The 24,815-nt window shown below is 72.5% G+C and carries 22 protein-coding genes and 2 pseudogenes; 19 read left to right on the top strand and 5 right to left on the bottom strand.

The genetic code is table 11. The features are described from left to right. Window positions 1–463, top strand: a 463-nt coding sequence (locus AC2CJA_RS08465) for a hypothetical protein (RefSeq protein ID WP_484602052.1), incomplete at its 5' end; no start/stop codon positions are given. A 47-nt stretch (window positions 464–510) separates the two neighbouring features. On the opposite strand, the gene AC2CJA_RS08460 is transcribed toward AC2CJA_RS08465, so the two are convergent. Further along, window positions 511–822 (bottom strand): ferredoxin, encoded by a 312-nt coding sequence (locus tag AC2CJA_RS08460; protein ID WP_237878340.1) that lies wholly within the window; start codon window positions 820–822, stop codon window positions 511–513. A 278-nt stretch (window positions 823–1,100) separates the two neighbouring features. On the opposite strand from AC2CJA_RS08460, the gene arc reads away from it, so the two are divergent. The 5 genes from arc (at window position 1,101) to prcA (ending at window position 6,837) form a co-directional block, all read left to right on the top strand. Next, a complete protein-coding gene (gene arc, locus AC2CJA_RS08455) occupies window positions 1,101–2,867 on the top strand; it encodes a proteasome ATPase (RefSeq protein WP_484602051.1) in 1,767 nt (588 codons plus the stop codon). Window positions 2,868–3,124: 257 nt separating this feature from the next. Next, a complete protein-coding gene (dop, locus tag AC2CJA_RS08450) occupies window positions 3,125–4,636 on the top strand; it encodes a depupylase/deamidase Dop (RefSeq protein WP_484602050.1) in 1,512 nt (503 codons plus the stop codon). Window positions 4,637–4,843: 207 nt separating this feature from the next. Next, entirely contained in the window at window positions 4,844–5,062 is a 219-nt protein-coding gene (locus AC2CJA_RS08445) for a ubiquitin-like protein Pup (protein ID WP_241714344.1), read from the top strand. Window positions 5,063–5,186: 124 nt separating this feature from the next. After that, window positions 5,187–6,032: a proteasome subunit beta gene (prcB, locus tag AC2CJA_RS08440; protein ID WP_484602049.1), complete on the top strand. Its 846-nt coding sequence runs from the start codon at window positions 5,187–5,189 to the stop codon at window positions 6,030–6,032. Between the two features lie 22 nt (window positions 6,033–6,054). Continuing rightward, window positions 6,055–6,837 carry a proteasome subunit alpha gene (gene prcA / locus AC2CJA_RS08435; RefSeq protein ID WP_484602048.1) on the top strand — a complete coding sequence of 261 codons (783 nt, stop codon included), beginning with the start codon at window positions 6,055–6,057 and terminating at the stop codon, window positions 6,835–6,837. 48 nt (window positions 6,838–6,885) lie between these two features. Here the strand turns inward: prcA and AC2CJA_RS08430 are convergent. Beyond that, a pseudogene (locus AC2CJA_RS08430) lies at window positions 6,886–7,947 on the bottom strand (LacI family DNA-binding transcriptional regulator); the annotation flags it as partial. A 146-nt stretch (window positions 7,948–8,093) separates the two neighbouring features. Between AC2CJA_RS08430 and AC2CJA_RS08425 the strand changes: the two are divergent. The 11 genes from AC2CJA_RS08425 to AC2CJA_RS08375 all read left to right on the top strand — a co-directional run bounded on the left by AC2CJA_RS08425 (window position 8,094) and on the right by AC2CJA_RS08375 (window position 20,134). Further along, window positions 8,094–9,365 carry an MFS transporter gene (locus tag AC2CJA_RS08425; RefSeq protein WP_484602047.1) on the top strand — a complete coding sequence of 424 codons (1,272 nt, stop codon included), beginning with the start codon at window positions 8,094–8,096 and terminating at the stop codon, window positions 9,363–9,365. Window positions 9,366–9,374: 9 nt separating this feature from the next. After that, window positions 9,375–10,736: a Pup--protein ligase gene (gene pafA, locus AC2CJA_RS08420; protein WP_484602046.1), complete on the top strand. Its 1,362-nt coding sequence runs from the start codon at window positions 9,375–9,377 to the stop codon at window positions 10,734–10,736. A 162-nt stretch (window positions 10,737–10,898) separates the two neighbouring features. Next, on the top strand, window positions 10,899–11,909 hold the full coding sequence (locus AC2CJA_RS08415) for an FKBP-type peptidyl-prolyl cis-trans isomerase (RefSeq protein ID WP_484602045.1): 1,011 nt from the start codon (window positions 10,899–10,901) through the stop codon (window positions 11,907–11,909). Between the two features lie 79 nt (window positions 11,910–11,988). Further along, entirely contained in the window at window positions 11,989–12,360 is a 372-nt protein-coding gene (locus AC2CJA_RS08410) for an FKBP-type peptidyl-prolyl cis-trans isomerase (RefSeq protein WP_484602044.1), read from the top strand. A 112-nt stretch (window positions 12,361–12,472) separates the two neighbouring features. Beyond that, on the top strand, window positions 12,473–13,456 hold the full coding sequence (locus AC2CJA_RS08405; RefSeq protein WP_484602043.1) for a helix-turn-helix transcriptional regulator: 984 nt from the start codon (window positions 12,473–12,475) through the stop codon (window positions 13,454–13,456). Window positions 13,457–13,546: 90 nt separating this feature from the next. After that, on the top strand, window positions 13,547–14,509 hold the full coding sequence (locus AC2CJA_RS08400; RefSeq protein ID WP_484602042.1) for a helix-turn-helix transcriptional regulator: 963 nt from the start codon (window positions 13,547–13,549) through the stop codon (window positions 14,507–14,509). A 59-nt stretch (window positions 14,510–14,568) separates the two neighbouring features. After that, on the top strand, window positions 14,569–14,766 hold the full coding sequence (locus tag AC2CJA_RS08395) for a hypothetical protein (RefSeq protein WP_484602041.1): 198 nt from the start codon (window positions 14,569–14,571) through the stop codon (window positions 14,764–14,766). A 257-nt stretch (window positions 14,767–15,023) separates the two neighbouring features. Then, window positions 15,024–15,308, top strand: coding sequence for a Sec-independent protein translocase subunit TatA (gene tatA, locus AC2CJA_RS08390; protein WP_484602040.1), 285 nt, complete (start codon window positions 15,024–15,026; stop codon window positions 15,306–15,308). A 129-nt stretch (window positions 15,309–15,437) separates the two neighbouring features. Next, window positions 15,438–16,346, top strand: a complete 909-nt coding sequence (tatC, locus tag AC2CJA_RS08385; protein WP_484602039.1) for a twin-arginine translocase subunit TatC — start codon at window positions 15,438–15,440, stop codon at window positions 16,344–16,346. A gap of 17 nt (window positions 16,347–16,363) precedes the next feature. Next, window positions 16,364–17,281, top strand: a complete 918-nt coding sequence (locus AC2CJA_RS08380) for a diacylglycerol kinase (protein ID WP_484602038.1) — start codon at window positions 16,364–16,366, stop codon at window positions 17,279–17,281. A 45-nt stretch (window positions 17,282–17,326) separates the two neighbouring features. Beyond that, window positions 17,327–20,134, top strand: coding sequence for a DEAD/DEAH box helicase (locus tag AC2CJA_RS08375; RefSeq protein WP_484602037.1), 2,808 nt, complete (start codon window positions 17,327–17,329; stop codon window positions 20,132–20,134). Between the two features lie 86 nt (window positions 20,135–20,220). On the opposite strand, the pseudogene AC2CJA_RS08370 reads toward AC2CJA_RS08375, so the two are convergent. Beyond that, window positions 20,221–20,565, bottom strand: a pseudogene (locus AC2CJA_RS08370) (siderophore-interacting protein); the annotation flags it as partial. Continuing rightward, the gene (locus tag AC2CJA_RS08365) at window positions 20,562–21,470 is read right to left on the bottom strand and encodes a 5'-3' exonuclease (protein ID WP_484602054.1); all 909 of its coding nucleotides are present in this window, start codon (window positions 21,468–21,470) and stop codon (window positions 20,562–20,564) included. The pseudogene AC2CJA_RS08370 and the gene AC2CJA_RS08365, both read right to left, overlap by 4 nt. Window positions 21,471–21,554: 84 nt before the next feature. On the opposite strand from AC2CJA_RS08365, the gene AC2CJA_RS08360 reads away from it, so the two are divergent. Beyond that, the gene (locus tag AC2CJA_RS08360) at window positions 21,555–22,358 is read left to right on the top strand and encodes a helical backbone metal receptor (RefSeq protein ID WP_484602036.1); all 804 of its coding nucleotides are present in this window, start codon (window positions 21,555–21,557) and stop codon (window positions 22,356–22,358) included. Window positions 22,359–22,506: 148 nt separating this feature from the next. Continuing rightward, window positions 22,507–23,478 carry a DUF2510 domain-containing protein gene (locus tag AC2CJA_RS08355; protein ID WP_484602053.1) on the top strand — a complete coding sequence of 324 codons (972 nt, stop codon included), beginning with the start codon at window positions 22,507–22,509 and terminating at the stop codon, window positions 23,476–23,478. 34 nt (window positions 23,479–23,512) lie between these two features. Here AC2CJA_RS08355 and AC2CJA_RS08350 read toward each other — a convergent pair whose 3' ends face one another. Next, window positions 23,513–24,727: an amino acid deaminase/aldolase gene (locus AC2CJA_RS08350; RefSeq protein WP_484602035.1), complete on the bottom strand. Its 1,215-nt coding sequence runs from the start codon at window positions 24,725–24,727 to the stop codon at window positions 23,513–23,515. Window positions 24,728–24,815 lie beyond the last annotated feature (88 nt).

Below are 24,815 nucleotides of genomic sequence, written 5' to 3'. Positions count from 1 at the left end.
GCTGGATCCCGCCGGCGCCGGCGCGACCCAGCAGCGGGGGGCCGCCGTGCCCGCCCCCGGGCCGGACGCGGACACGGCCCGTTACCCGCTGGAGTGCGGTCCGGCGGAGGCCGAGGTGGTCGACCGGGCGGCCGTGGACTTCGACGGGGACGGCCGGGCCGAGACCGTCGCGGTGGTCCGCTGCGCCGCGGGGATCGGCACCCCGCCCAGCGGGGTGTACGTTCTGGCGCACCCCGCGCGCCGGGGGGGCGCGCCCCGGGTCGCCGAGACCCTAGTGGACCCCGGGGAGGGGATGGCGGTGCGGGATCTGACCGTCCGCGACCGCACGGTGTCCGCCAGGCTGCTGGGCTACTCGTCGCCGGACGTGCCCCGCTGCTGTCCCGACAGGGCGCGTGACGTCGAATGGGAGTGGCGGGGCGGGAAGTTCGTGCTGGAGGCGGCTCCGACGACCCGGAGTGTCTGACCGGTCACGCGACGCCCGGCGCGGCCGGAGGCCGGAGCGCCGCCGCGCTACCCGGCGTCGGGGCCGTACACCTCGACGCCGTCGGCCGCCCGGCGCACGTGGATGCACTCGCCCGGACATTCCTTGGCCGAATCCACCACGTCGCCCAGCAGCGGCAGGGGGACGGGAGCGGTGGCGCCCGGCTCCGTGCGCAGCTCGGCCTCCTCGCCCGCGGGAGCGGGACCCTTCACGTAGGCGAGTCCGTCGATGTCCAGCTCGAACACCTCGGGTGCGTACTGCGCGCAGATACCGTCGCCGGTGCAGAGTTCCTGGTCGATCCAGACCTCAAGCTCTGCGGTCTGCTCGTTGTGCGAGCCCATGTTGCTGCCTGCCGTTCCTGCGTTCGTGGCCGGACCGTGTGACGGATTGTCGGTGTGATCTTGGCGGAATAGAGCCACCCGTGACGGGGGTTGACACTTCAGACGATACAACCGGCCGCTTTCCGGCGAGGTTGGGTGGGTATTCACTCGGGGTAAGGGAGTGCGCAAGGGTGAAGATCAGACACACCCCGACCGTGTTTGTGATCTAGGGGTTTCAACCCCCGCGGGTCCAGGTAGGGTCAGGAAGCGTCCAGCTCCCCTTGGAGGAGGTGAGGACCGTGGCAGCCCACGACGACGACATCAACCGCGGCATCCGGCCCGAACGGGGTTCCGACGACCCGGCAGGCCAGGTTGCCCATCTCGAGCAGGAGATCGCCGTCCTGCGCCGCAAGCTCGCCGACTCTCCGCGCCACACTCGGATTCTCGAGGAGCGGATCGTCGAGCTGCAGACGAACCTGGCCGGTGTGTCCGCACAGAACGAGCGGCTCGCCAACACCCTCCGTGAGGCCCGTGACCAGATCGTGGCCCTCAAGGAGGAGGTCGACCGGCTGGCTCAGCCGCCGGCCGGCTTCGGGGTCTTTCTGCAGGCGAACGAGGACGGTACGGCCGACATCTTCACCGGCGGGCGCAAGCTGCGGGTGAATGTCAGCCCCGGCGTCGATCTCGTTGAGCTCAGGCGTGGCCAGGAGGTCATGCTGAACGAGGCGCTCAACGTGGTCGAGGCCATGGAGTTCGAACGTGCCGGGGACATCGTCACCCTCAAGGAGGTCCTGGAGGACGGCGAACGCGCCCTGGTGATCGGACACACCGACGAGGAGCGCGTGGTCAAGCTCGCCGAGCCCCTTATGAAGGCCACGCTCCGGGCCGGTGACGCACTGCTACTGGAGCCGCGTTCGGGGTACGTCTACGAGGTCGTGCCCAAGAGCGAGGTCGAGGAGCTCGTCCTCGAAGAAGTCCCGGACATCGACTACAACAAGATCGGTGGCCTGGGCGGTCAGATCGAGCTGATCCGTGACGCGGTGGAGCTCCCCTACCTCTATCCGGACCTGTTCAAGGAGCACGAACTCCGCCCGCCCAAGGGTGTCCTGCTCTACGGTCCGCCCGGCTGCGGCAAGACCCTCATCGCCAAGGCCGTGGCCAACTCCCTTGCCAAGAAGGTCGCCGAGGTGACCGGGCAGCCCCAGGGGAAGAGCTACTTCCTCAATATCAAGGGCCCCGAGCTGCTGAACAAGTACGTCGGTGAGACCGAGCGGCACATCCGGCTGGTCTTCCAGCGCGCCCGGGAGAAGGCGAGCGAGGGCACGCCCGTCATCGTCTTCTTCGACGAGATGGACTCCCTGTTCCGCACCCGCGGCTCCGGTGTCAGTTCGGACGTGGAGAACACCATCGTCCCGCAGCTGCTGTCGGAGATCGACGGTGTGGAGGGGCTGGAGAACGTCATCGTCATCGGGGCCTCCAACCGGGAGGACATGATCGACCCGGCGATCCTGCGCCCGGGCCGCCTCGATGTGAAGATCAAGATCGAGCGTCCGGACGCCGAGGCCGCCAAGGACATCTTCTCGAAGTACCTGACCCCGAACCTCCCGCTGCACTCGGACGACCTCGCGGAGCACAACAGGGATCCCGAGGCCACCGTCGCCGGGATGATCCAGTCGGTCGTCGAGCAGATGTACGCCGAGTCCGAGGAGAACCGCTTCCTGGAGGTCACCTACGCCAACGGTGACAAGGAGGTTCTGTACTTCAAGGACTTCAACTCCGGCGCGATGATCCAGAACATCGTCGACCGGGCCAAGAAGATGGCGATCAAGGCATTCCTCGACCACAACCAGAAGGGTCTGCGGGTCTCCCATCTGCTCGCCGCGTGCGTGGACGAATTCAAGGAGAACGAGGACCTGCCCAACACCACCAACCCCGACGACTGGGCCCGCATCTCCGGCAAGAAGGGCGAGCGGATCGTCTTCATCCGCACCCTCGTCACCGGAAAGCAGGGCGCGGACACCGGACGCTCCATCGACACGGTGGCCAACACCGGTCAGTACCTGTAGAAGACACCGTCCGGCTGCGGACGCCCGTGTCCCCGTCGAGAGGCGGGGAGGGCGTCCGCAGCCGAATCTTTTCGGACCGATCCCCACCGGGGAAACGCGGGAAATCCCCAGTGATCTCCCGACCGGGGCCCGACCGCCCTAGGCTCGTCCGTACCGCCGCCATGCGGAATGCGGGCCAGGGCCGCAAACGGACCGGATGCGCAGCGGGACTTGAGCGGCGACCCGAAGGCGGGCCGCCGCCGGGCAAGGAGGGCCGCATGACCGTACGGCGAGTGATGGGTATCGAGACGGAGTACGGGATCTCCGTCCCCGGTCACCCGAACGCCAATGCCATGCTCACCTCGTCCCAGGTCGTCAACGCCTACGCGGCGGCGATGCACCGGGCGCGCCGCGCCCGCTGGGACTTCGAGGAGGAGAACCCGCTGCGGGATGCCCGGGGCTTCGACCTCGCGCGCGAGGCCGCCGACTCCAGTCAGCTCACGGACGAGGACATCGGTCTGGCCAACGTGATCCTCACCAACGGCGCACGGCTGTACGTGGACCACGCGCATCCCGAGTACAGCGCACCGGAGGTCACCAACCCGAGGGACGCCGTGCTGTGGGACAAGGCCGGCGAGCGGATCATGGCCGAGGCCGCCGGGCGCGCCGCCGAGGTGCCCGGAGCCCATCCGATCCACCTCTACAAGAACAACACCGACAACAAGGGCGCCTCCTACGGCTGCCACGAGAACTACCTGATGAAGCGGGAGACCCCCTTCTCGGACATCGTGCGTCACCTGACGCCCTTCTTCGTCTCCCGTCAGGTCGTCACCGGCGCCGGGCGCGTCGGGATCGGCCAGGACGGCTCCGAGCACGGTTTCCAGATCAGCCAGCGGGCCGACTACTTCGAGGTGGAGGTCGGCCTGGAGACCACCCTCAAACGGCCGATCATCAACACCCGCGACGAGCCGCACGCCGACGCCGAGAAGTACCGCCGGCTGCACGTGATCGTCGGCGACGCCAACCTGTCGGAGATCTCCACCTACCTCAAGCTCGGCACCACCTCCCTGGTGCTGTCCATGATCGAGGACGGCTTCATCGCCGTCGACCTGGCCGTCGACCAGCCCGTACGCACCCTCCACCGGATCAGCCACGATCCGGCGCTGCGCCGTTCGATCACGCTCCGCAGCGGACGGACACTGACCGCCGTGCAGCTCCAGATGGAGTACTACGAGCTGGCCCGCAAGTACGTGGAGGAGCGCTGGGGGCAGGACGCGGACGAGCAGACCAGGGACGTGCTGGCCCGCTGGGAGGACGTCCTGGTACGCCTGGAGAGTGATCCGATGAGTCTGGCGGGCGAACTGGACTGGGTCGCCAAGCGGGAGCTGATGGAGGGCTACCGGCGCCGCGACGGCCTGGGCTGGGACGCGGCCCGGCTGCACCTGGTGGACCTGCAGTACGCCGACGTGCGCCCCGACAAGGGCCTGTACAACCGCCTGGCGGCCCGCGGCCGGATGAAGCGGCTGCTGGGCGAGGCGGAGGTGGAACGGGCCCGCTCCCGGCCACCGGAGGACACCCGCGCCTACTTCCGCGGCCAGTGTCTGGAGCGGTACCCCGACGCGGTGGCCGCGGCCTCCTGGGACTCGGTGATCTTCGATCTGCCGGGTCGGGACTCCCTCCAGCGGGTACCCACCCTGGAACCGCTGCGCGGCACGCGCGCCCACGTCGGTGATCTGCTCGAACACTGCCGTACGGCGGAGGAACTGGTCAGGGCGCTGTCAGGGAAGTGAACCGGGGTGGGGGGAAGGCTGAACCCCTCCGGATGGGGGAATCATGGAGATGGCTTCCGGACGTCCGCGGCGGCGCGGCAGCGGCACGGCGGTGATACGGCGGCGGAAGTGGCAGTGATGCGGCAGAGATGCGGCAGAGAGGGGCCGATGTCGGGCCCGGCTTGTAAAGTCTGATCTTGTACCGTCCAACCGAGCGGGGTGAGGTATATGGCGACCAAGGACACCGGCGGCGGTCAGCAGAAGGCGGCGCGCTCCACCGAGGAGACCGAGGAGCAGGCGCAGGACGCGCAGGTCTCGGAGGACCTCAAGGAGCGCCAGGAGGCGCTGTCGGACGAGGTGGACTCCGTACTGGACGAGATCGACGACGTGCTGGAGGAGAACGCCGAGGACTTCGTGCGCTCCTTCGTGCAGAAGGGCGGGGAGTAACGCTTGCCCGTCCGTCCCGTACCCCCGCGACGCGGGGGTGCGGGACGGATGACATCCGCCGCCACGGGTAAGGTCCGTGCGGAATTCTCAAGATCCGGTCTCACGATCTGGTGGAAGGAAACGTGTGGAAGCCAACACCCGTAGCACAGGGCGTCTGCCTGCTGCCTTCCTGACGCCGGGCTCGTCCTCGTTCATGGACTTCCTGTCCGAGCACGCGCCCGAGCAGCTCCCCGGCAGCCGTCCGCTCCCGCCCGTGAAGGGCGCCGTCGAGGCGCCGCACGGCACGACGATCGTCGCGGCCGCTTTCCCCGGCGGCGTGGTGCTGGCCGGCGACCGGCGGGCGACGATGGGCAACATGATCGCCCAGCGCGACATCGAGAAGGTCTTCCCGGCCGACGAGTACAGCGCCGTGGGCATCGCCGGGACCGCCGGGCTCGCCGTGGAGATGGTCAGGCTCTTCCAGCTGGAGCTGGAGCACTTCGAGAAGGTCGAGGGCACCCGGCTGTCCCTGGAGGGCAAGGCCAACCGCCTGTCCACGATGATCCGCGGCAACCTCGGCATGGCCATGCAGGGCCTGGCGGTGATCCCGCTGTTCGCCGGGTACGACGTGGACCGGGACAGGGGCCGCGTCTTCTCCTACGACGTCACCGGCGGGCGCTCCGAGGAGCAGGGCTTCGCGGCGGTCGGCTCCGGCTCGGTCTTCGCACGCGGTTCGCTCAAGAAGCTGTACCGCGACGACCTCGGCGAGCGGCAGGCGGCCACGGCCGTCGTCCAGGCCCTCTACGACGCCGCCGACGACGACTCCGCCACCGGCGGCCCCGACCTGGTGCGCAGGATCTATCCCGTCGTCACGGTGATCACCGAGGACGGCTTCCGCAGGCTCACCGAGGAGGAGGTCGCCGAGATCGCCCGCTCGGTGCACGACGGCCGGCTCCAGTCGCCCAACGGGCCCCAGGCCCCTGTGCTCTAGATCAGGAAGGGACCGATAGCCGGTGTCGACGCCGTTCTATGTCTCACCCCAGCAGGCCATGGCGGACCGCGCCGAGTACGCCCGCAAGGGCATCGCGCGCGGCCGCAGCGTGGTCGTGTTGCAGTACGCCGACGGCATCGTGTTCGTCGCCGAGAACCCCTCTCGGGCACTGCACAAGGTCAGCGAGATCTACGACAGGATCGCCTTCGCGGCGGTGGGCAAGTACAACGAGTTCGAGAACCTGCGCATCGGCGGCGTCCGCTACGCCGACCTGCGCGGCTACACCTACGCCCGCACGGACGTCACCGCGCGGGGCCTGGCCAACGTCTACGCCCAGACCCTGGGCACCATCTTCTCCAGCGCGGCGGAGAAGCCGTACGAGGTGGAGCTGATCGTCGCCGAGGTCGGGGAGGGCCCCGAGGACGACCAGATCTACCGGCTGCCGCACGACGGTTCCATCGTCGACGAGCACGGCTCGGTGGCGGTCGGCGGCAACTCCGACCAGATCGGCGGATACCTCGAGCAGCGTCACCGGGACGGGATGACCCTGGCCGAGGCCCTCGGACTGGCGGTGGAGTCCCTGAGCCGGGACAGCAACGGCGGCGAGCGCACCCTCACCGCCGACCAGCTGGAGGTCGCCGCCCTGGACCGCACCCGGCCCCAGCAGCGAAAGTTCAGGCGTGTGCTCGGCCGGCAGCTCTCCCGGCTGCTGGAGGAGGGCGGTGCGTCCGCGTCCGAGGGAGAGCCGTCCGGCGGGGCCTCGTCGGATGAGTCCCCGGGGGAGTCCTCCGCCTCCGGGGAGTAGCGTCCACTTCCGTCGGCAGTCCCGTGGGGGGGGGGGGGGGGTGGGGCGGGGGGGGGGCGGCGCCCCCCCCCCCACGGCCAGCCGCACTGGCAGAGTGGTCACCCGGACGGGGGGTTCGCAGCCGTCCGCCTCACGTGTCCGGCGGTCCGGGCCGGCACCCTCCGTCCGGCCGTCCAGGACAGCCAGCAGCGCCCGCATTCCGGCCGCCCCCGCTTCCTCGGCGGGCAGCCGCACCGTCGTCAGCTCCGGCTCGACCGCCCGGGCGAGCGCCAGGTCGTCGAAGCCGGTCACCGAGACGTCCTCGGGCACCCGCAGCCCCAGCCGCCGCACCGCCTTGCACGCACCCGCGGCGAGCACGTCGTCGTCGCACACCAGCGCGGTCGGCCGGGGGACCGCCGCCATGGCCTGTGCGGCGGCACGCGCCCCTGAGGCCGCGTCCAGAGCGGCCGTCCAGACCGGCGGCGGCGGACAGCCCGCCCCGGCCAGGGACTCGGCCAGCGCCGCGGCCCGCACCTCGAAGGTCCAGGAGTCCACCGCCGCGGCGATGTGGGCCACCCGGCGGTGCCCCAGTTCCAGCAGGTACCTCACCGCCTGCCGCATGCCGTCGGCGATGTCGAGGTTGACGGTGGCCGCCGCATGGGTGCTCTCCGGCTCGCTGTCGAGCATCACCAGCGGCAGTTCGCCGCCGGAGCGCAGGGCGGCCAGCGCCTCGGAGGCCATCGAGGAGGCGATCACGCCGTCCAGGGCGGCGCCGGCGGAGTCGAAGGGGTCCCGGGCGGGTCCGACGCCTTCCGGGGAGGGATAGAGCACCACCCCGAAGCCGTGCTCGGCGGCCACCCGCGCGGCGCCCGCGTGGATCCGGGCGAAGAACTCGTTGGTGAGCGCCGGGACCACCAGCAGCGCGGTGCGGGTGCGTCCCAGCCGCAGGCTGCGCGCGGCCAGGTTCGGCCGGTAGCCCAGCTTCCGTGCCGCCTCCCGGACCGCCGCGGCCTTGCCCGGGGAGACCCGGCCGCGCCACTTGCCGCCCAGGACCAGGGAGACGGCCGCCTGCGAGACCCCGGCGGCCCGCGCCACGTCCCGGCTCGTGGGCCGGGGTCGGTCGATGCTCACTGGCCGGCTCCCGGAGTGGACGGAGGTACGGGCGGTGCCCGGGCCGGCATGGACCCGGGAGCTGGTTCATGGTACGTATGACGGAGCGCGTTATACGTAACACTTCCGCAGACCGCCGGAGAAACCCGGGGAAGAGGAGCCGACCCATGGCGACGGGCTACGCCGAACTGCTGCGCGTCAGACACGCCGCGCGGCTGCTCGCAGGCACCCTGCTCGGCCGGCTGCCGAACGCCACCGCCCCCCTGGCGATCGTGCTGTTCGTCCGCGCGGAAGGCGGCAGCTACACCCTGGCGGGCGTGCTGTCGGCCGTCTACGGACTGTCCAACGCCGTCGGCCAGCCGCTGCTGGGCCGCGCGGTGGACCTGTGGGGTCAGTCGAGGGTCATGCTGCCCGCCGCGCTGCTCTCCGGCCTCGGCGCGGCCGCCCTCGCCCTCGCCGGGGTCGAGCCGCTGCCCGTCGCCTGCGCGGCGGCGGCCGTCGCCGGTCTGTTCACCCCGCCCCTGGAGGGCGGCCTGCGCGCGCTGTGGCCGTCCGTCCTGAGACACCCCGACCGGGTGCACGCCGCCTACGCGCTGGACGCGGTGGCCCAGGAGGTGATGTTCACCCTGGGGCCGCTGGCCGTCACGGTGCTGGTCGCCCTCTGGAGCGAGGCCGCGGCCCTGCTGGTGATCAATGCCCTGGGAGTGCTGGGCGCCCTGTCCGTGGTGGTCTCGCCCCCCTCCCGGCGCTGGCGCTCCGAACCGCGCGAGGCGCACTGGCTGGGGGCCCTGCGCTCCGGTGGTCTGGTCGCCCTGCTCGGCTCGTTCTTCTTCGTCGGCCTCGCCCTGGGGACGATCGCGGTGGCCGCGGTCGCCTACGCGGACGGCCACGGCGACGAGCTGATCTCCAGCTATCTGCTCTCGGCGCTGGGTGCCGGCGCCCTGGTCGGCGGCCTGGCCTACGGAGCCCGCACCTGGGCGGGAGAGCCCGAGACCCGGCTGCGAGCCCTGGTGGCCGCCCTGGCGGCCGGCTATCTGCCGCTGGCGCTGACACCGGGTCCCGTGACGATGACCGTCCTGGCCGGGGCCGCGGGCCTCTTCCTGGCCCCCGCGCTGGCCTGCGCCTTCGTCGTGGTGGACCGGCACGCGCCGTCGGGCACGGTCACGGAGGCGTTCTCCTGGCTGGTGACGTCCTTCGGTGTCGGGGCCGCGGCGGGGACGGCCGTGGTGGGCCCGGTCATCGAGTGGGGCGGAGCGCCGGCGGGCTTCCTCGTCGCCGGTGCGGGCGGCCTGGCCGCGCTGCTGGTCCTGCTGGCCACCCGGCGTGTCCTGGCGGCCCCCGCCCCGCCCGCCGCCCCGTCCCCCGATGCCGTCGTCCGGGTGGAAGATGATCGGAACGGGGGCGCCGGAGCCGGTTTCAAAAGCGGGCATCAGGCGTAAAGTTCATTCATGGACCGCCGAATCTTCGGGCTGGAGAACGAGTACGGCGTCACGTGTACGTTTCGGGGACAGCGGCGCCTGTCTCCTGACGAGGTGGCGCGGTACCTCTTCCGCCGTGTCGTGTCATGGGGCCGCAGCAGCAACGTCTTCCTCCGCAACGGCGCCCGTCTCTACCTCGACGTGGGCTCGCATCCGGAGTACGCCACTCCGGAGTGCGACAACGTGACCGAGCTGGTCACCCACGACAAGGCGGGCGAGCGCATCCTCGAAGGACTCCTCGTCGACGCCGAGCGACGCCTCCACGAGGAGGGCATCGCGGGCGATGTCTACCTGTTCAAGAACAACACCGACTCGGCCGGCAACTCCTACGGCTGCCACGAGAACTACCTCGTGGCCCGGCACGGGGAGTTCTCGCGCCTGGCGGATGTCCTCATCCCGTTCCTGGTGACCCGGCAGCTCATCTGCGGCGCCGGCAAGGTGCTCCAGACCCCGCGCGGCGCGGTCTACTGCGTCAGCCAGCGCGCCGAGCACATCTGGGAGGGCGTCAGCTCCGCCACCACCCGGTCCCGGCCGATCATCAACACCCGCGACGAGCCGCACGCCGACGCCGAGCGCTACCGCCGCCTCCACGTCATCGTCGGCGACTCCAACATGTCCGAGACGACCATGCTGCTCAAGGTCGGCGCCACCGACCTGGTGCTGCGGATGATCGAGGCGGGCACGGTCATGCGCGACCTCACCCTGGAGAACCCGATCAGGGCGATCCGCGAGGTCAGCCACGACATCACCGGCCGGCGCAAGGTCCGGCTGGCCAACGGGCGCGAGGCTTCCGCGCTGGAGGTGCAGCAGGAGTACTACGAGAAGGCCGCCGACTTCTGCGAGCGCCGGGGCATCCGCACGGGCGTGGTGGACCAGGTGCTGGAGCTGTGGGGCCGCACGCTGGAAGCGGTCCGCACCCAGGAGCTGGACAAGGTCAACACCGAGATCGACTGGGTGATGAAGTACCAGCTCATCGAGCGGTACCGGGCCAAGAACGACATCACCATGTCCCACCCCCGGATCGCCCAGATAGACCTCGCCTACCACGACATCCACCGCCGTCGCGGGCTGTACTACCTGCTGGAGCGGAAGGGGCAGGCGGCCCGGATCTGCAACGACGTCAAGATCTTCGAGGGCAAGTCCGTGCCGCCGCAGACCACCCGTGCCCGGCTGCGGGGCGACTTCATCCGCCGGGCCCAGGAGCAGCGCCGCGACTTCACGGTGGACTGGGTGCACCTGAAGCTGAACGACCAGGCCCAGCGCACGGTGCTGTGCAAGGACCCGTTCCGGTCGGTGGACGAGCGCGTGGAGAAGCTCATCGCCGGCATGTGAGCCCGGCGGACGGCGCGCCCGGGGCCGTGTCGCACCGGCACGATCCCGGGCGCGGGAACGAAACCGGTCCTTCCGGAAGTTGTGGGAGGTGGGCCGGGCGGCCCGTAGAGTGGCCGGCACGCCCGGCACGCCCGGACATCTCCTACACCACGAGTTGGACTGATGCTGCAATCCCGAGGGGGACGCCCCCCACACCCCCGCCCCCTGGCGAAGGCCGGCCGCCGCGTCGCCGCGGCCCTGGTCGTTCCCGCCCTGCTGTTCACCGCGGCATGCGGCTCCGACGGGTCCGACGGCTCCTCCGAAGCCCCCACGAAGGTCTCCGGCAAGGTCGGCGAGGAGCCGAAGCTCACCGTCGCCGAGGGCGCCGAAGCCCCCGACGAGGCAGTCGTGCGGACGGTCACCGAGGGCAAGGGCGACAAGCTCGCCGAGGGAGACTTCGTCCGCATGGACATTCTGATGACCAGCAACGGCCAGGAGCTGGTCAACACCTGGAAGCAGCGGCCGGAAGGCGCCTCCGAGGGCGACGCCCACCGCCAGGAGGTCCTGCGACTCGGTGAGGGGCAGGGGCTCCCCGAGCCGGTCACCCGGTCCCTGATCGGTGAGCGGGCCGGCAGCCGCGTCTTGATCGAGGGCACCGCCGAGGCGATCATGGGCGACTCGATCAACCCGCGGCTCGGGATCGACGGAGCCGACAGCATGGTCTGGGTGATCGACGCCGTCGCCTCCGCCAAGACCGACGCCAAGGCCGGGGCCGAGGGCGAGCAGGCGGCCACCGGCGAGGGCATGCCCGAGGTGAAGGCCGACGGGCAGAAGGCCGCCACCATCACCGTCCCCAAGGGGGCGAAGGCCCCCGGGAAGCTGAAGCAGCAGGTGCTGATCGAGGGCGACGGACCCGAGGTGGAGGCCGGCGACGGCCTGATCGCCCAGTACACCGGGGTCAAGTGGGAGGACGGTGAGAAGTTCGACTCCTCCTGGGACCACGGCGGCGCCACCGCCTTCCAGATCGGAACCGGCAAGGTCGTCAAGGGCTGGGACGAGGCACTGGTCGGCAAGAAGGTCGGCGACCGCGTCCTCCTGGTCATCCCGCCGAAGCTCGCCTATGCCGACAACCCGCAGTCGGAGCTGGCCGAGAACACGCTGGTGTTCGTCGTGGACATCGTCGGCAAGGTCTGACGATCTTCTTCGTCGGCGGGCCGCCGGGTCTGCGAGACTGGCCCGGTTGACCGATGGAAACGTTCGTAGGAGCAACTTCGTGAGCATCGACAAGCCCGAGATCGACTTCCCGGGCGGCGAGCCCCCGGCCGACCTGGAGATCAAGGACATCCGGGAGGGCGACGGACCGGTCGCCAAGGCCGGCGACACCGTCTCCGTGCACTACGTGGGCGTCGCCTTCTCCACCGGTGAGGAGTTCGACGCGAGCTGGAACCGCGGCACCCCGCTGAGCTTCCAGCTCGGCGTCGGCCAGGTCATCTCCGGCTGGGACCAGGGTGTGCAGGGCATGAAGGTCGGCGGGCGCCGTCAGCTGATCATCCCGCCCCACATGGCCTACGGCGACCGCGGCGCCGGCGGCCGGATCAAGCCGGGCGAGACGCTCATCTTCGTCTGCGACCTGGTCTCCGTCTGAGACCGGTGGAACACCGGCCCGGGCCCCGTCGTGCGACGGGGCCCGGGCTTTGTGGCGGGCCCGTCCGGAGCGGTACGGTCGACGCTCGGGACAAGTACGAGAGAGGGCGTCGATGGCCATTGCCAAGGCCGAGCGGCTGATGAATCTGGCGCTGTGCCTGCTGGGGACGCGGCGCCCGCTGACCAAGCGCGAGCTGCGGGCCTCGATCGAGGCGTACCTGGAGGTCGGCGGAGGGCCGGGCAGGGGCGGTGAGGACGCCTTCAACCGGATGTTCGAGCGCGACAAGGACGATCTGCGCGAGCTCGGCCTGGTGATCGAGACGGTGGAGAACCTGGAAGGCGAGATCGCCTACCAGGCCCGCCGCGACAGCAACCGCCTCCCGCCCGTCGCTCTGGACGCCGAGGAGGCCGCCGCCCTCACCCTGGCCGCCAAGGTGTGGCAGCAGGCCCGTCTGGCCGGGGCCGCCAGCGGTGCCCTGCAGAAGCTGCGCGCCGCCGGGATGCCGCTGGCCGACACCGGTACGGAGGACCCGTACGGCGGCCACAGCGCCCTGGAGCCGCGCATCCCGGTACGCGAGGCCGCCTTCGAGCCGCTGATGCTCGCCTGCCGCGACCGCCGCCCGGTCACCTTCGCCTACCGCAAGTCCAACGCCGCCCGCCCCGGGACCCGGCACGTGGAGCCGTGGACGCTGGAGTGCTGGCGCGGCCACTGGTACCTGGCCGGCCACGACCGGGACCGGGGCGCCGAGCGGGTCTTCCGGCTCTCCCGCATCACCGGCCCGGTGCGCTCCCGCGCCGGGGCCTACACCTTTGAGGTGCCCGACCACGTCACCGTCCGCGAGACCGTCGAGCGGTGGGCCGGGGAGATCGCCACCGCCACCGCCCGCATCCGGCTGCGGCAGGGCGCCGGCTACCCGCTGCGGGCCAGGGCCCTTCGCACCCGTGACGCGGGGGGCGGCTGGGACGAGCTGGAGATCCCCTACGGCCACGGGCTGGACGCCTGGCTGGTGGAGTTCGGGCCGGACGTGGTCGTGCTGGAGCCCGCCGAACTGCGGGCCGACGTGGTGGACCGGCTGCGCGCCGTGGCCAAGGGATGACCGGCTCCGGCGAGGGGCCGCACAGAGCGGGCCGGCCCGGCACGGGGCCGGCGAGGGCTTGAGGGAACTCAGGGAAGAGGCACCACCGACATGGCCACCAACGCCATCGACCAGACCCGCCGGATGCTGTCCCTGGTGACGTATCTGCGCGAACGGCCCGGCGCCCGCGTCGAGGACGTCGCCCGGGCCTTCGGCATCACCACCGACGAGCTGATCTCCGACCTCCACGTCCTGCCGATGTGCGGCACCAGCTTCCGCGGCGGGGACCTGCTGGACATCGACACCGACGGCGAGCGCATCTGGTGGCACAACGCCGACGCGGTGGGCTCCAGCACCGGCGAACCCCTGCGGCTGGCCGCCGACGAGGCCACCGCCCTGCTGGTGGCCGCACGGGCCGTCGCCACCCTGCCGGGGCTGCGCGAGAGTGACCGCGAGGCCCTCCAGCGCGCCACCGCCAAGATCGAGGCGGCGGCGGGCGAGAGCGCCGGGGCCAGCTCCCGGCTGTCGGTCACCTTCGAGTCCGAGGGCGGGGTCTTCGCCGACGTGGACCGGGCCATCGCCGAGCGCCGCAGGCTGTGGATCCGCTACTACTCGCCGACGCGCGACACGCTGACCGAGCGCGAGATCGACCCGATCCGGCTGTTCGCCGTCGGCCACACCTATGTCGAGGCATGGTGCCGCCTGTCCGAGGCGCACCGCACCTTCCGGCTGGACCGGGTGGCCGAGATCAGGCTGCTGGACGAGCCCTCCGACCCGCCGCCGGTGGAGCTGCGCGACCTGTCCGAGGGGCTGGTCCAGCCCTCCGCCGAGGACCCCCAGGTGGTGATCGAGGTGGGTCCGGGCGGGCGCTGGGTGGCCGAGTACTACCCGCACGACCACGCCGGGGAACTGCCCGAGGGCGGTCTGCGGATCACCCTGCGCGCCCCCGATCCGGCCTCCCTGCGCCGCCTGGCCCTGCGGCTGGGACGCGACGGCCGGATCGTCTCCCCGGGCGAGCTGGCCGACAGTGCCCGGGACGCGGCCCGGGAGGCGCTGGCGGCGTACGGCGACTGAAGGCCGGACCCTGCCCGGCCCGGGCCCGCCCGGACGGGACCGTCCACTACGCTCGCCCCATGCTCTGGCCCATGTTCTTCCTTGCGCTCGCCTTCTGCGGAATCGCCGTGCTCGGCGTCCTCGCCGTCCGGGTGGGGCTGGAGGCGCGACGCTTCGCCCGCGCGGTCGGCGACGGCTGCGAGCACCTCGCCCGGGCGGCCGAGGACCTGGAGCGGGCCGCGACCCCCCTGGCCGCACGGGCGCGTATCGGGCGCTGAGCACATACGGCGGCGCCGGCGGTGTGCCCCGGTGCGGCTGCAGGGCGTCGCCCCCTCCATGTCCGGACCCCGGGGCGGTACCCTTCAAGACGGCGTACCCGCGGCGTCCGTGACCGGCACCGGGATGACGCGGAGGCATTGCCCCTCGTTCACCCCCCGGGGTTACGATCGCTGCCAGCGCACCAGCATGACCAAGCCCGTCCGAATCAGTAGGGCAGGCACAAAAGACCGCCGCCCCGGCGAGAAGGTAGTGGCACATGATCGGCAATCTGAGGCCCATGGAGATCGTACTGATCCTCCTCGTCGTCCTGCTGCTGTTCGGCGCCAAGAAGCTCCCCGACATGGCCCGTTCGCTCGGCAAGTCGGCCCGCATCCTCAAGAGCGAGGCCAAGGCCATGAAGAAGGAGAGCGAGAACGAGGCGGCCGCCCAGCAGGACACCTCCGCCCAGCAGGCCGCGCCCAGGACCATCCAGGCCGCGCCCGGCGATGTCACCAGCTCCCGCCCGGTGAACGAGCCCGGCCAGCAGACCACCAAGAACTGATCCGGACCCGGGCCCGGCGCCACCGGGGCCGGATACCGGAACCCGGCACACCGCCACTGACACCGAGGACGTGGGTTGCTCAAGTCCGCCCGCAAACAGGGGAAGCCGCAGAGGGATCCAGAGGGGCGCATGCCGCTCGCGGAGCACCTGCGGGAGCTGCGCAACCGCCTGATGAAGTCGGTGCTGGCCATCCTGGCCGTCACCGTCGTCGGGCTGGTGTACTACAAGCAGGTCGCCGACTTCCTCACCGACCCCCTCCGTGACGCCGTCGGCTGCACCGCGGGCTTCGGCCGGGCCGCCGAGGAGGGTGAGGCCTGCGCCGAGATCACCATCAGTGGTGTGATCGCGCCCTTCACCCTCATGCTCAAGGTGGGGCTCACCACCGGCATGGTGCTGGCCTGCCCGGTCTGGCTCTACCAGCTGTGGGCCTTCCTCGCCCCCGGTCTGCACAGCCACGAGAAGAAGTACGCCCGCTCCTTCGTCGCGGCCGGTGTACCGCTCTTCCTCGGCGGCGCCTACCTCGCGTACATCGTCCTGCCGACGATGGCCGCCACCCTGATCGAGTTCACCCCCGAGGGCACCGGCAACCTCGTCCCGCTGGACGAACTCCTCGACATCATCACGCGGATGGTGATCGTCTTCGGGCTCGCCTTCGAGCTGCCCCTGGTGCTGGTGATGCTGAACTTCGGCGGCATCGTCACCGGCCGCAGGCTGCTGGGCTGGTGGCGGGTCATGGTCATCTGCATCACCCTCTTCGCGGCCGTCGCCACCCCCAGCGGTGACCCGCTGACCATGGGCGCCCTGGCAGCGCCGATCGTGCTGCTGTACTTCATCGCCGTCGGCGTCGCCCTCTTCAACGACCGGCGCCGCAGTCGCATGGACCCCTACGCCGGACTGAGCGACGACGAGGCGTCCCCGCTCGACCACACTCCGGAGAAGGTCGGGGCGATCGAGCCCGCCGACGGCCCCTCCGCGCTGCCCGAGAGCGCCGCCGAGGACGGTCCGACCAGGCGCAACGGTTACGACGACGCCACCTGAGCCGGTATGGTCCGCGCGTGAGCGGTGAGATCACCCTGTTCGTCAACCCCACCGCGGGCCACGGCCGCGGTGCGGGAGCCGCCCAGCCCGCCGCACGCGTCCTGCGCGCGGCGGGCTTCCCGGTGCGCACGGTCGTCGGCGCGGACGCCGACGACGCGCTCACCCGGGCACGCCTGGCCGTGCGGGAGGGCACCGACGCGCTGATCGCCGTCGGCGGAGACGGCATGGCCTCCCTCGCCCTCCAGGCGGTGGCCGGCACCGACACCCCGCTGGGCCTCGTCGCGGTCGGCACCGGCAACGACATCGCCCGCGCCCTGGGCCTGCCCGTACGCGACCCGGCCGGGGCGGGACGGGTGGCCGCGCGGGCCCTCAAGGAGGGGAGGGACCGGAGGATCGATCTCGGCCGGGTCGGCGGACGCTGGTACGGCAGCGTGCTGGCCTCCGGTTTCGACTCCCGCGTCAACGACCGGGCCAACCGCATGCGGTGGCCCGCCGGACGACTGCGCTACGACGCGGCGGTGCTCGCCGAACTGGCCGGGCTGCGGACGGTCCCGTACCGCATCGCACTCGACGACGGCCCGCCGCTGGAGACCGACGCGACACTGGTCGCGGTCGGCAACGGGCCCTCCTACGGCGGAGGCATGCGGATCTGCGCGGGCGCCCGTCCGGACGACGGCCTGCTGGACGTCACGGTGGTCGGGGAGTGCGGCCGCGCCACCCTGCTGCGGGTCTTCCCGCGCGTCTACCGGGGCACCCACCTCACCCACCCGGCAGTCACCGTGCACCGGGCGGCGAAGGTGACCCTGGAGGCAGCCGCGCCCGGGGAGAGGGTGACCGGCTACGCCGACGGCGAGCCGCTGGGACCCCTGCCGCTCACGGTCGAGGCGGTCCCGGGGGCGGTACGGGTGCTCGTGCCGGAGCCCGCTGGGCCGTGAGTGTCGGACGCTCTGTCGGCGGTGGCCGGTAGGCTCGTAAGTACGATGACCGAGGACATGTCCCCAGCAGAGCGTTACGCCGCCGCCCGGGTCCGCGCCGCCGAGCAGGCCACCGCTCTGGCTCCCTTCCGCGAGATGTACGACTTCGAGCTGGACCCGTTCCAGATCGAGGCGTGCAGGGCACTGGAGGCCGGCAAGGGCGTGCTGGTCGCGGCCCCCACCGGATCCGGCAAGACGATCGTGGGCGAGTTCGCCGTCCATCTGGCCCTCGCCCGGGGCCGCAAGTGCTTCTACACCACTCCCATCAAGGCGCTGTCCAACCAGAAGTACAACGATCTGGTCAAACGCCACGGCGCGCGGAACGTCGGCCTGCTGACGGGCGACAACAGCATCAACTCCGGCGCACCGGTGATCGTGATGACCACCGAGGTCCTGCGGAACATGCTCTACGCCGGCTCGCAGGCGCTCGCCGGCCTGGGCTACGTGGTGATGGACGAGGTGCACTACCTCTCCGACCGGTTCCGCGGCGCGGTCTGGGAGGAGGTCATCATCCACCTCCCCGACTCGGTGACGCTGGTGTCGCTGTCGGCCACCGTCTCCAACGCGGAGGAGTTCGGGGACTGGCTGGACACCGTCCGCGGCGACACCGAGGTGATCGTCTCCGAGCACCGGCCCGTGCCGCTGTGGCAGCACGTGCTGGCCGGCCGGCGGATGTACGACCTGTTCGAGGAGAGGAACGGCCGCCGCGAGGTCAGCCCGGACCTGCTGCGCATGGCCCAGATGGAGAACAGCCGCCTGCCCTCCGTCCGCGAGAGGCGCCGCGGCAAGCCGGTGCGCGAGGCCGACCGGGAGCGCGAGCGGCGCCAGCGCAGCCGGATCTGGACGCCCAGCCGCGCCGAGGTGATCGACCGGCTCGACTCCCAGGGACTGCTCCCGGCGATCACCTTCATCTTCAGCCGCGCCGGCTGCGAGGCGGCCGTACAGCAGTGCCTGTACGCCGGGCTGCGGCTGAACGACGCCGGGGAGCGGGCGCGGGTGCGCGAGCTGGTCGAGGAGCGCACCGCCTCCCTCCCCGACGAGGACCTGCACGTCCTGGGCTACTTCGAGTGGCTGGAGGGCCTGGAGCGGGGCATCGCCGCACACCACGCGGGCATGCTGCCGACCTTCAAGGAGGTCGTGGAGGAACTGTTCGTCCGCGGTCTGGTCAAGGCAGTCTTCGCCACCGAGACCCTCGCCCTGGGCATCAACATGCCCGCCCGGTCGGTGGTGCTGGAGAAGCTGGTCAAGTGGAACGGCGAGCAGCACGTCGACATCACCCCCGGCGAGTACACCCAGCTCACCGGGCGCGCGGGGCGGCGCGGCATCGACATCGAGGGCCACGCGGTGGTGCTGTGGCAGCGCGGCATGGACCCGGGGGCCCTGGCCGGACTGGCCGGCGCCCGCACCTACCCGCTGCGCTCTTCCTTCCGACCGTCGTACAACATGGCGGTCAACCTGGTCTCGCAGTTCGGGCGGCACCGCTCGCGCGAACTGCTGGAGACATCCTTCGCACAGTTCCAGGCCGACCGCGCGGTCGTCGGCATCTCCCGGAGGGTGCAGCGCAACGAGGAGGGCCTGGAGGGCTACCGCGAGGCGATGACCTGCCACCTCGGCGATTTCGAGGAGTACGCGCGGCTGCGGCGCGAGCTGAAGGACCGCGAGACCGAACTGGCCCGGCAGGGCGCTCTCCAGCGGCGTGCGGCGGCGGCCGACTCGCTGGAGAAGCTGCGGCCGGGCGATGTGATCCACGTGCCCACCGGCAAGTTCGCCGGGCTCGCCCTCGTGCTGGACCCGGGAGTTCCGGCCGGGCGCAGCCACGGCCACCGCGGCTGGGACCACCATGACGGCCCCCGCCCGCTGGTGCTGACCGCCGCCCGGCAGGTCAAGCGGCTGGCCTCGATGGACTTCCCCGTGCCTGTCGAACCGCTGGAGCGGATGCGGATCCCCAAGTCCTTCAACCCGCGCAGCCCGCAGTCCCGCCGGGACCTGGCCTCCGCGCTGCGCACCAGGGCCGGCCACCACGAGCCGGGACGCACTCGCCGCAGACAGCGCTCGGAGGCCGCCGACGACGCCGGGATCGCACGGCTGCGCAAGGCGATCCGCGCCCATCCCTGTCACGGCTGCGACGAGCGCGAGGCGCACGCCCGCTGGGCGGAGCGCTACCACCGCCTCAGGCGCGACACCCGGCAGCTGGAGCGCCGCATCGAGGGCCGTACCAACACCATCGCCCGCACCTTCGACCGCGTCTACGCGCTCCTGTCCGACCTGGGCTATCTGCGCGGCGACGAGGTGACCGAGGACGGCAGGCGGCTGGCCCGGCTCTACGGCGAACTGGACCTGCTGGCGAGCGAGTGCCTGCGCGAAGGAGTCTGGGAGGGCCTGTCCCCGACCGAACTGGCCGCCTGCGCCTCGGCCCTGGTGTACGAGGCGCGCTCGGCCGACGACGCCCTCCAGCCGGTGCTGCCCGGAGGGAGGGCCAAGGACGCGCTGGGGGAGATGGTCCGCATCTGGGGCCGGCTGGACGCCCTGGAGGAGGAGCACCGGATCAACCAGTCCGAGGGCGTGGGCCAGCGCGAGCCCGATCTCGGCTTCGCCTGGATCGCCCACCGCTGGGCGGAGGGCGACAGTCTGGACTCGGTGCTGAGGGAGGCCGAGATGCCCGCCGGCGACTTCGTGCGCTGGTGCAAGCAACTGGTCGACGTACTCGGCCAGATCGCCGCGGCGGCGCCCGAGGGCGGCACGGTGGCGCGCAACGCCCGCAGGGCTTCCGAGAAGGTGGTGCGCGGCGTGGTGGCGTACACTTCCGTCGGCTGACGAGCCGGCCGCCGGGCCGGGGCGTGGCCGGCGCGTGCGCCGGGTGGGGCGGGGGCGCGGTCGGTGTGCCGCCTTCCGCTCCGGTGCCCGGCCGGCCCTTCGTCTCCGTGGACGACGAAGTCCACGGTCAGCGCGCACGCCCGCGCGTCCCAGGCGCGCACGGTGTACGTGCGGGTGACAGGCCACTGGTCGCGCGGCAGGCGGGCGCGGATGTCGGCGAGGTCGAACGGCTCGGGGTAGCGCACGCACTCGGCCGGGAACAGCAGCTTGACGTAGTGGTCGGTGTACACGCCGGCCGGGAAGCCGGCCAGGGACTCGCCGCCGAGCACCACACGGACCACACCGGGGGTCAGGCGCCGGGTGCGCACCACCCGGGCCCGGTGCGGGCGGGGCGTCCGCCGGGCCGCCCGGCCGGGCGTGAGCGCGCTCAGCCCGCCAGGGCGTCCAGCAGCCGCCGCAGCGAGCCGCCCAGCCCCCACCGCCCGGCCAGCTCCTCCAGCTTTTGGGCGTGCAGCGGCTCGGCCGGAAGCACCGGGTCGAACTCCGGCAGCGCCACGTCCCCGGCCACCCGCACCACCTTCGGCGCCACGGCCAGGTACTCCCGCGCCGCCTCCAGCTTCCGCCGCTGCGCGGGAGTCAGGCCGGAGGAGGGGTCGCCGACGGCGGCCAGGATGCCGTCCAGATCGCCGTACGACTGAAGCAGCCGGGCCGCGGTCTTCTCGCCGACGCCGGCCACGCCCGGCAGCCCGTCGCTCGGGTCGCCGCGCAGCAGGGCCAGGTCCGCGTACGCCGCCCCGCTCGCCACGCCGTACTTCTCCCGCAGGACCGCCTCGTCGACGACCACGGGGTCGCCCATGCCCCTGACGGGACAGAGCACCCGCACGCCGCGCGCGTCGTCGACGAGCTGGAACAGGTCGCGGTCGCCGGTGACGACGTCCACCGGGCCGCCTGCCCGCCGGGCGAGGGTGCCGATCACGTCGTCGGCCTCGTAGCCGTCCGCGCCGACCCTGGCGATGCCGACCGCGTCCAGCACCTCCTCGATCACCGGGATCTGCGGGGAGAGCGTGTCGGGGGTCTCCTCCACGTCGGGGCCCCGGCCGGACTCCTCCGCCACCCGGTGCGCCTTGTAGGACGGGATCAGCTCGACCCGCCAGTGCGGCCGCCAGTCGTTGTCCATGCAGGCGACCAGGCCGCCGGGGTGGTGGTCGCGCACCAGGCGGGCGATGAAGTCCAGCAGCCCGCGCACCGCGTTGACCGGGGTGCCGTCGGGCGCCCTGACCGACTCGGGGACCCCGAAGTAGGCGCGGTAGTAGAGGGACGCGGCGTCGAGAAGCATCAGGCGTGGCGTGGTCACGCCCCGATCATGCCGCACGGGTCGGACAGCCGGGCCCGCGGCGGGCGCCGGACCTAGGCTGGCCGCATGCGTACCCCTCGGCGACACCAGTCCCCCTCGGCACGGGCCCCGGGCCGCGGCGCGGTCCGCCGCGTCGTCTCGCTGGTGCCGTCGCTGACCGAGGCCGTGGCCGCCACCGGCCCGGAACTGCTGGTCGGGGCCACCGACTGGTGCGGTCATCCGCCCGGTCTCGACGTGGCGCGGGTGCGGGGCACCAAGAATCCCGACCTGGAGCGGATCACGGTCCTCCGCCCCGATCTGGTCGTCGCCAACGAGGAGGAGAACCGCCCCGCCGACCTCGCCGCCCTGCGTGGTGCGGGCATCGAGGTGCTGGTCACCGAGATCCGCACGCTCCCGCAGGCGTTCGCCGAACTGGACCGGGTGCTCACCGCCGGGTGCGGACTGCCCCGGCCGGCCTGGCTGGACGAGGCCGAGGACATCTGGAACACGGTACGTCCCGCCGCCGACGCCACCGCCGTGGTGCCGGTCTGGCGGCGGCCGTGGATGGTGCTGGGCCGGGACACCTTCGCGGGCGACCTCCTGGCCCGCCTCGGTGTGCGCAACGCCTACGCGGGCGATGCCGAGCGCTACCCGCGCGCCGGCATCGGGGAGTTGAACGAGCCGGGCCGGGCCGATCTCGTGGTGCTCCCCGACGAGCCGTACCGCTTCACCGCCGACGACGGCCCCGAGGCGTTCCCCGGCCTGCCCGCGGCCTTGGTCAGCGGGCGGCATCTGACCTGGTACGGGCCCTCGCTGGCCGAGGCGCCGGCCGTGCTCGGCGCGGCGCTGGCCGCCGCCCTGTCCGGCCCGCCGGCCGCCCCGGAGCCCTGACCGGTGGCGCCGCCGCGGCCTCCGTACCTCCGGTGCCACGCACTCCCCGCGGACGGCGGCGGGCCGGGGTGTATGCCGCACCGCCGCGGCCGATGGGGCGCACCGATCCTCCCGGGCGCCGGTTGCCGCTACTGTGCACGCCGTGAGCATGACGACACCGCCCGGCTGGTACACGGACCCCGGGCACACGGGTCCCGGTCAGGCACCGGAGCGTTGGTGGGACGGCTCGGCCTGGACCGGCCACACCCGCCCCGCCGGCGCCGGCACGCACGACGCACACACCGGATACGCCGCGTACGACACGTACGCGGCTGTGGACACGCACACCCCGTACGGGCAGCCGTCCCGCTCCCCGCGGGAGCCGGGGGCGGGGCCGTCGCGCGGACCGCTGGTGGCCGCCGTCATCGCCGCCGCGGTCGTGGTGAGCGCGGCCCTGGCGGGAGGACTGCTCCTGCTCGGCGGCCCCGGCGGTTCCGGCGACCACCGGGCGCGGTCCGGCACCACCGCGGGCGCGGACGAGAAGCCCGGCGGCACTCCGCCCGGCGGACCGGAGGAGGACGACCCGGACGGGGACCGGGAAGGGGAGGAGGACGACAGCACCCCCGGCACCGCGGTCGACCGGGCCAACGGCGTCAGCGTCCCCGTTCCCGAGGGCTGGAAGGAGTCGGGGACCGACGACGGGATCTGGATGTCCTCCGGCTCCTACTCCTGCCCCGGGGACGCCTCCCTCACCTGTGTCCGCGCCGGGGTCTCCCTGCGGGGCGCCGAAGGCCCCGCGGGAGCGGGCCCGCGGGCGACGGCCGAGGCGGACATCGCCCGCCACGCCGAGGAGGCCTACGACGCCAGGGGCTACGGCGGGATCGAGAAGCACGAGGTGGTCTCCTCCGCGGAGGTCACCGTCGCGGGGCGGAAGGGCCACCGGGTGCGCTGGCGGATCACCAACGAACTGGAACCCGACGCGTACGTGGAGTCCGTCGCCTTCCCCGCACCCGACGGCAGCGGACGGATGCTGCTGATGCGCCTGGGCTTCGACATCCACGCCGATGCCCCGGACCCCGGCGAGATGGACCGGATCGTGGCGGGCGTCCGCCCCGCCGCCGGCCCCGGCATGGAGGTCTGAGCCCCGGTCGGCGGGGGCGGGAGCGCCGCGTCGTCTACAGGAAGGTGCGGCCCTCGCCGCGGTAGGTCGGCACCGTGGCCGCCACCCGGTCGCCCTCGACCAGGTGCAGTGCCGCGAAGCGCTCGCACAGCTCCCCGGCCTTGGCGTGCCGGAACCACACCTTGTCACCGATCAGCAGGTCGTCGGCGGGCGGCCCGAGCAGCGGCGTCTGCACCTCGCCGGGCCCCTCCGCCGGGTCGTAGCGCAGTCCGGCCGGCAGATACGGCACCGGCAGCCGGTCCCGGCCCGCCGCGCCGGAGGCCGGATAGCCGCCGCCGAGCACCGTCACCACCCCCACCCCGGGCCGCCGCACCACCGGCTGCGCGAAAAGTGCCGCGGGACGGCCGGAGAACGAGGTGTAGTGGTCGAAGAGCCGGGGCATCAGCAGCCCCGAGCCGGCGGCGACCTCGGTGACCGCGTCCTCGGCGGCGGTGTGCTGCACGCTCCCGGTCCCGCCGCCGTTGACGAACTCCAGGTCCGGCGCCACCGCCCGCACCGCGCGTACCGCCGCCGCGCGCCGCCGGACCAGCTCGCGCCGCGCGGCCGACTGCATCAGCCGTACCGCCCGCGCGCGCAGCGGACGCCCGGGAGGGGCGTCGCCCACACCCGCGACATGCCCCTCGTACGCCATCAGACCCACCAGCCGGAAGCCGGACCGGCGCGCCACCGACCGGGCCAGATCGGCCAGTTGGGCCGTGGAGTGCAGCGGCGAACGCCGTGCGCCGATCCGCACCCGGCCTCCCAGCAGCCACAGCGAGGCGTCCAGCTCCAGGCAGACCCGGATCTCCTCGCGTCCGCCGCCGCGGGCGGCGTCGATCAGGGCGAGCTGCGCGGGGTCGTCGACCATCACCGTCACGGCCGCGGCCAGTTTCGGGTCGGATGCCAGCTCGGCGTAACCGGCCCGGTCCGCCGACGGATAGGCGAGCAGGACGTCGTCGAACCCGCAACGGGCCAGCCACAGCGACTCGGAGAGTGTGAAGCTCATGACCCCGGCGAACCCGTCCCGCGCCAGTACGCGCTCCAACAGGGCACGGCAGCGCACCGACTTGCTGGCCACACGGAGGGGCTTGCCGCCGGCGCGGCGCACCAGGTCGGCGGCGTTGGCGTCGAACGCCGCCAGATCGACGACGGCGAGCGGCGCGTCGAGGTGGGCGGTGGCCCGGTCGTAGCGGGCCCGGTCGGCTGCGGGATCAGCGGTGGCGTCGAACACCCTGGCAGCTTGCCAGAGTCCACTGTGCCGGGACAGACCCGGCGACCCGCGGCCCGGCCGCTCCCCGCGGGCCCGGAGCGCCGCGGGG

The sequence above is a fragment of the Streptomyces sp. ATLC9 genome, from assembly GCF_057196705.1.
The sequence above is the reverse complement of the archived record's forward strand: the minus strand, read 5'-3'. Positions and strand labels throughout refer to the sequence as shown.